This window comes from Actinomyces israelii DSM 43320, from assembly GCF_000711965.1.
GTDB classification, from domain to species: Bacteria; Actinomycetota; Actinomycetes; order Actinomycetales; family Actinomycetaceae; genus Actinomyces; species Actinomyces israelii.
Genome location: NZ_JONS01000081.1, coordinates 1 through 6,590, shown reverse-complemented (window position 1 = coordinate 6,590; position 6,590 = coordinate 1). Strand labels below are relative to the sequence as shown.

The 6,590-nt window shown below is 69.7% G+C and carries 5 protein-coding genes; all 5 read right to left on the bottom strand.

From position 1 onward, the window contains the following. Positions 1-1,528: 1,528 nt before the first annotated feature. Entirely contained in the window at positions 1,529-2,842 is a 1,314-nt protein-coding gene (locus O145_RS14975; protein WP_052375266.1) for a glycosyltransferase, read from the bottom strand. Further along, entirely contained in the window at positions 2,839-4,083 is a 1,245-nt protein-coding gene (locus O145_RS14970; RefSeq protein ID WP_084682671.1) for a lipopolysaccharide biosynthesis protein, read from the bottom strand. Before O145_RS14970 ends, O145_RS14975 begins: the two co-directional genes overlap by 4 nt. 89 nt (positions 4,084-4,172) lie before the next feature. Then, positions 4,173-5,189: a Gfo/Idh/MocA family protein gene (locus O145_RS14965; protein WP_052375265.1), complete on the bottom strand. Its 1,017-nt coding sequence runs from the start codon at positions 5,187-5,189 to the stop codon at positions 4,173-4,175. A gap of 3 nt (positions 5,190-5,192) precedes the next feature. Beyond that, positions 5,193-6,314, bottom strand: a complete 1,122-nt coding sequence (locus O145_RS14960) for a DegT/DnrJ/EryC1/StrS family aminotransferase (protein ID WP_043564422.1) — start codon at positions 6,312-6,314, stop codon at positions 5,193-5,195. Then, on the bottom strand, positions 6,314-6,590 hold a 277-nt coding region (locus O145_RS18775), incomplete at its 5' end, for an LbetaH domain-containing protein (protein WP_043564420.1). The genes O145_RS18775 and O145_RS14960, both read right to left, overlap by 1 nt.

Below are 6,590 nucleotides of genomic sequence, written 5' to 3'. Positions count from 1 at the left end.
GTGGGCTGCTGGGTGTGTCTCGGGCTGTGGTTGATTGTGTTGGTCGGGCGGCTTTGTTACTGCTTACCGGATCGTGTTCGGCCTCGCTCTGCGTCCGGTACCCGAGCGCCGAGTGAAGACGCGTCTGACTTGTGTACCGGGCTCGATCCGGGAGGCAGTGTCGTTGATGGCCTTGCGTCTGGTGGGGTGCACCATTGGCGTGGGCTCTTTCGTTCCTTCAGGGTCGCACCCGCCGACCTCCGCCCGGGCGCCCGCCCAGCACGCCCCGCGGTCCTGCCCACCGAAGGAGGAGTGCCGTAGCCTTTCAGGTGCCTGGCGAGCCGGGCGGAGGCGTGCCGGGCTGCCGCGGCCCGGGGCGGGGCGGAAGATCGTCTTGTCCCTCCTCGTCGGGCACCTGCGGGCCGCCATATCGATCGCCTCGCACACCAGGGGCCGGTGCCGCGCGTGGTCGCCCCAGTGGCGTACCCGACCGCTTTCTGGGTGCAGCAGCCCGGGGACGGTCGCCAGACAGATCGGGTCCCTCCCCGGGTTCTGATACAGGTGGATGCCGCCCACCCACCTCACTCCCGGGCCTGCTGGCGGCGGGAGCCCCGCTTGACCAGGCCGGGACGCGAGACTCCGGGCCCGGCGGCCCGGGCGGTGGCGCCGGGTCCCTCTCGGCGGGGCCGCGGCCTGGCGGGCCCTGGGAACGCACGGGCGGGTGCGCACCGCCTCGCGGCCCTGCGCCCGCGCCCCCGCGGCCGCAGGGCCGCGGTGACGCGCCGGTACCCGCAGGGCTCCGTCCGAGGCACCGAGCTCAGTCCTGATGAAAAGGACCAGTCCGCGTCGTCTGGTGGCAGCCGCCGACACCCGGCCCGCCGGCTCGCGGTAGCCCGACCCCCGGGCACCCCGGCCCCGCCGGCACACCAGCACAGGCCGGGCAGCCGTGCCCCTGGCGACCAGTGGCCTCCTACCCCGGGAGCCGCTTCCGCACCCCCACCCTTCGCGAAGTACGCCGCTGCTTCTTCCAGACAGCCCGCACCACCACTCCCGGCGCTGCGGACTGCCAGGCGCGCAGCCCCCCGGGCCCCAGCCGACCCGCCGCGGAAACCCTCCTCACCCCCGGACGGCGGAATGACCCCTGCACTACCCGCCCACCCAGCCCACCACTCCTCTGCGCCGGCAGACCACTGACAAGCAGACACCAACACGATCCTCCGACCCCTTCACCCACGCTCTCACGCACAACCCGCAACCCCGAGCCCATCCGAGCACCACGCTCCCGACACAACCCCACCCTGTCCCGCCACCAGAACACCGGGCCCCCACTGTCCAAGAAAAACCACTCACTCCAGACCAGCCGAGCTCCCTCGCCGAAGAATGGTCATGCGGCAACCAGACCCGCGCATATCAGACCCACCACGCGTCCACGACACACGCGCCCCGCAACCCGGCAGACACCGGCGAACGACCAGGCGGGCCCCCCGATCCCAGACCAGGAACAGGGGGCCCACCCCACCCTGCCCACTTGACAGCAAGCACCCCCATATCAGTCTCGCGGCGGTTCGCCCTCCAAAGCCACTAGGCCGTCCACGAACTGGGGGTACTGGCGGGTAGCGTCGCTCATGGACGCCCATGTGGACCGAGCTTGAGCGCTCATATCCGCATAGTCCCTTGAACCCGTATCCATGATGGACTCGATGGCGTCGGCAATCTCGGCGGCGGTGGTATTCACGGGGATTAATCGCCCATTGACACCGTCGAGCACGATTTCCCCCGTGCCGCCAGCCGCTGTGGCAACTACAGGGAGGCCCGCAGCCTGAGCCTCCATGACTGAAACAGGTACGCCCTCACCGTCGGAGACGTTGAGGAAACAGGAATAATCCTGTGTAGCGTAGTACTCGCGTACCTGCACATTAGACAAATGCCCGGTGAACGTCCAAGATGTAGTGGTCAGCAATTGCACTGCACGAGCGCGCATGACCTTCAGGCGAGCATGATCGAATTCACCAATATGCGTCCAAGCGACCTTCCGGCCTCGACGCTCGAGTTCAGCCACGGCCTCCACAAGCAATCCTACCCGCTTATAGGGTGCCATATGGCTACAGGAAACGAGCGCAAAGGGGGTGGTAATCCTTCGCTGACGGAAAGGGGCCGGGGGCACGCCTAAGCGGCGCACCTTGATCCGCTCGGCCTGATCGGGGAAACGGCGAAGCAGGAAATTGGCCGCATAGTCGGATATCGGGTAGACCCGGTCCACCGAGGCCATAACGAGGTTTCGGCCGGGGATGTACCCGCGCGGCGCATCTTTTTCATCAACATCGTAAGCGTGCGCGCGGGCTACCACATGAACTGGTTTGCCAGCCAACTCGCGGCGGCGCAGCATTCCGCCCAGAACAGCCCCCGTGAAGAACCAATAGGAGTAGACGGTCACATGATCGGCGTCGTCGAGCCCTAAAGATGGCCACAGACGGCGCAACCTTGCATATGCGCTCAGCGTGATGGCGGCGAAGCGGATGTCCATACCAAAACGCCCGAAGGATGTCCAGGGGGCAGTCTGGATCATACGCGGGCGACTGAGCAAGATGCGGGGAGCGCGCAAGACGGCCTGGCTTTGCCAGAAAGTCATAATTTTCGGACCCCGCGGAGTCGGCAACAATGCACAGGTAGCATTGGTTGGTAAACATCGAGTCCGGCGCGCATTCGGCCTCTGCCGCAGCGGTACGACGACAACATGGTCGTAGGCCGCACACAAATCCTCGATCTCCTGCTCCAGAAACTCCTCGCCCACCTCATAAGGGAAAGCATCGGTGAGCAAAAGCAGCGCCCTAACTGCGCTGTGGGGCAGGTCGTTACGGGTCATGCTTCCTCCTGTAGATGGCCGTCTGAGACGCTGCAGGTGGGCGTATCGAAGTGAGCCGCGGCGCGGTCCGCCATGAAGATCATCCCCATCAGAAGTATCGCCTGTATCGCTCCGAGCACGTAGGTGGTCGGCAGCAGCTCCAGCGGCGACCAGTACAGCCAGGCCAGGGGCGCGGCCGCGTAGACGACGGCGAAGCCCAGCATCCAGTCCTGCCGCTCGGCCACGACGAACAGGTTGGACAGGGGCGAGGTGACCAGGGTCAGGAACAGCCAGGGAGTCAGGGCCCGCGCGAAGTAGCCCGAGTCCGACCACTGCGCGCCGAACAGCAGCGGGAAGAGCCACGGGGAGACCAGGTAGAGCGCCGCGAAGGGGGCCAGGGCCAGCACGAGGATCCGCTTGATGACCAGGCGCACCAGCGGGCGCATCTGCCCGGGCTCGAGGGTGGAGAGCTTGTGGAAGAAGACCTGGGAGACGGCCCCGTTGACCAGTGCCAGGGGGACCTCCAGGACCCGCCAGGCCAGGTTGAACTGCCCCAGGGCCTCCACCGACCAGGCGCCGATGAGCAGGTTGACGCCGTTGAGGCGCAGGGCGTCCACCAGCACGTTCGGCCCGTTGAGCAGGGGCATGCGCTTGTAGCGGCGGGCCACGTGCCACAGGGAGGGAGAGCCCGCCGGCAGGGGGGCGCGCAGGGGACGCGCCTTGTGGCCCAGGTTGAAGAAGGCCCACAGCTGGCCCACCGTCTGCCCCAGGATGAGACCCCCGACACTGACCATGCCCACCGCACCCAGGACGAGCTGGCCCACCGTCTGCCCGATCTGCTGCTCGACACGGTTGACGGAGATCGTCTTGTAGTCCGACTCGCGGTTGTACCAGTACTGCAGGAGCTGGAGGGAGGCCAGCAGGAAGGCCGTCGCGCCCACCATGGGCAGCCACGCGGCCACGCCCGGCCCCCAGTGCGCGGACACCCAGGGGCGCAGGGGGAAGGAGACGACCATGGCGAGCAGGCACGTGACGGTCACGCAGACCATGCCCAGGCGCGCGCAGGCCAGCGCCCAGGAGCGCTGCCTGGGCAGCATAATGGTCATGTCGTAGCGCAGGGCCGCCACGGAGGCGATGATCGCCACCACCGAGGCGTACTGGGTGAACTGGCCGTAGTCCTGCGCGGAGTACACGCGCGTGAGGATCATCGTCATGACGAAGACGACCCCCTGGGCGACGACGGTGCCCGTCACCAGCGTCATGACGTGGGCCAGGAAGGGCGAGCCCGCAAGCAGGGCCCGCCCCCGGGCGAGCAGCCTCGCCCGGGGACCCGTCGGGGCGGCGGACCGGCTCAGATCTCCACCACCCGGTTCTCGCTGGCCGAGGCGAGGATGGCCTCGACGACGATCAGGGTGGCCACGCCGTCGGCCATGGTCACGGCCTCGCCGCCGGTGCCGAGCACCGCGTCGCGGAAGTGCTCGGCCTCCAGGGCCAGGGGCTCGCGCTTGGGGATGGCGTAGCGGATGACGTCACCCTCGCTGACCCCCCGGAAGTTGGCGACCTGGTCCCAGGAGGACTCCACGGTCCCGTTGGCGTGGAAGGTGAGGTCGCCGGTGAGGGTGTCGGCCACGAAGGCGCCCTTCTCCCCGGTGACAATGGTGACCCGCTCCTTGAAGGGGGTCAGCCAGTTGACGGTGTGGGAGACGATGACGCCGTTGGCCAGCAGGCCGTTGGCCACGACCATGTCCTCGTTGGCGCGCCCGGAGCGGTGGGTGACCTGGGCGCTGATCGAGCAGTAGGGGGAGCCCGCCACCCAGGCGGTCAGGTCGACGTCGTGGGTGGCCAGGTCCTTGACGACGCCGACGTCGCTGATGCGCGCCGGGAAGGGGCCCTGGCGGCGGGTCAGCACCTGGTAGACCTGCCCGAGCTCACCGGCGTCGAGGCGCTCGCGCAGGGCCCGCAGGGCGGGGTTGCAGCGCTCGACGTAGCCGACGGCCCCCACCAGGTCGCGGGAGGCGAAGGCGTCGGCGACGCGGCGGCCGGCCTGGACGCTGTGCGCGATGGGCTTCTCGACCATGGTGGGCACACCCGCCTCCGCCAGGGCCAGGGCGACCTCCTCGTGGTAGACGGTGGGCACGGCCACCATGGCGGCATCCAGGCCGACGTCGATGAGCGCGGCCACGTCGGGCAGCAGCTCCAGATCCCCGGCGACGCCGAAGCGGTCACCGCCGGGGTCGGCCACGGCGACGAGCTCCATGCCGGGGGTGGCGCGGATGACGCGGGCGTGATGGCGCCCCATGGAGCCCAGGCCGATCAGGCCCACGCGCAGGTTCCGGGTGGTCGTCGGTGCACTCGCTGTCTCGCTCATGGGTCAGGCTCCTGCGCTCACGGTTGCGGCGACCGCCCGGGCGACGCGCGCCAGGTCGGCCTCGGACAGGGACGGGTGGACCGGCAGGGACAGGCACTCGCGGGCCGCCTTCTCGGTGCCGGGCAGCTCGACGCCCGGCGCGTAGGGCGCCAGGGAGTCCAGCCGGTGGTTGGGGATCGGGTAGTACACACCGGTGCCGACCTGCCACTCCTCCTTCAGGGCGGCCTGGATGCGGTCGCGCTCGGCGCCCGTGGCGCCCTCGAAGCGGATCGTGTACTGGTGGTAGACGTGGGTGTAGCCCTCGGGCACGGCGGGGGTCACCACGCCCGGCACGCCGGCCAGGCCCTCGTCCAGCGCCGCCGCGTTGGCCTGACGCTGCGCGGTCCACCCGGCCAGCCTGCCCAGCTGGACCCGGCCCACGGCCGCGGCGACGTCGGTCATGCGGTTGTTGAGCCCGACCAGCTCGTTGGCGTACTGCTTCTCCATGCCCTGGTTGCGCAGCAGCCGCACCCGGCGCGCCAGCTCGGCGTCCCCGGTGGTGACCATGCCCCCCTCCAGGGAGGTCATGTTCTTGGTCGGGTAGAAGGAGAAGGACCCCCACGCACCGAAGGCGCCCACCGGCGTGGAGCCGATGGCGGCGGCGTGGGCCTGGGCGCAGTCCTCGAAGACGGCCAGTCCGTGGGCCTCGGCGATCCGCATGATCTCGGGCATATTGGCCGGCAGGCCGTAGAGGTGGACCACCTCGATCGCCGCGGTGCGCTCGGTGATCGCGGCCTCGACGGCGGCCGGGTCCAGGGTGAAGGTCGCCGGGTCGATGTCGGCGAACACGGGCCGGGCGCCCGCGATCGCCACCGAGTTGCCCGTGGCCGCGAAGGTGAAGGACGGCACGATCACCTCGGCGTCCTCGGGCAGGCCGCTGGCCAGGGTCGCCAGGTGCTGGGCCGAGGTGCCCGAGTTGACGGCCACCGCGTGGGCCCCGTCGACGACCTGCCGGGAGAACTCCTCCTCGAAGGCGGCGACCTGCGGACCCTGGACCACCATGCCCGAGGCCATGACGGCATCGACGGCGGCCCGCTCCTGGGCCCCGATAATCGGCTTGGCAGCCGGAATGAACTCACGTGACATCAGGCACGCACCTCTCGGATCGTGTTTTCGGACTCTTCGTACAGCGCGCCTGTGGCGGGGCCCCGCCACCGCCGCGCCCCGCCGTCGTTGCCGACGGCGACCAGCGGCCGGCCCGCACGCCCGACCCAGCCCACGCGACGGGCGGGGACGCCGGCGACCAGCGCGTGCGCCGGCACGTCCCTGGTGACCACGGCGCCGGCGGCCACGGTGGCCCACGCCCCGATGCGCACCGGAGCGACGCACACGGCCCGCGCGCCGATGGAGGCGCCCTCGTCA

Excerpts from the sequence above, each read along its gene's own strand:
- O145_RS14970 (WP_084682671.1), bottom strand. The coding sequence starts at position 4,083 with ATGACGCTGGTGACGGGCACCGTCGTCGCCCAGGGGGTCGTCTTCGTC.
- O145_RS14975 (WP_052375266.1), bottom strand. The coding sequence starts at position 2,842 with ATGACCCGTAACGACCTGCCCCACAGCGCAGTTAGGGCGCTGCTTTTG.
- O145_RS14965 (WP_052375265.1), bottom strand. The coding sequence starts at position 5,189 with ATGAGCGAGACAGCGAGTGCACCGACGACCACCCGGAACCTGCGCGTG.
- O145_RS14960 (WP_043564422.1), bottom strand. The coding sequence starts at position 6,314 with ATGTCACGTGAGTTCATTCCGGCTGCCAAGCCGATTATCGGGGCCCAG.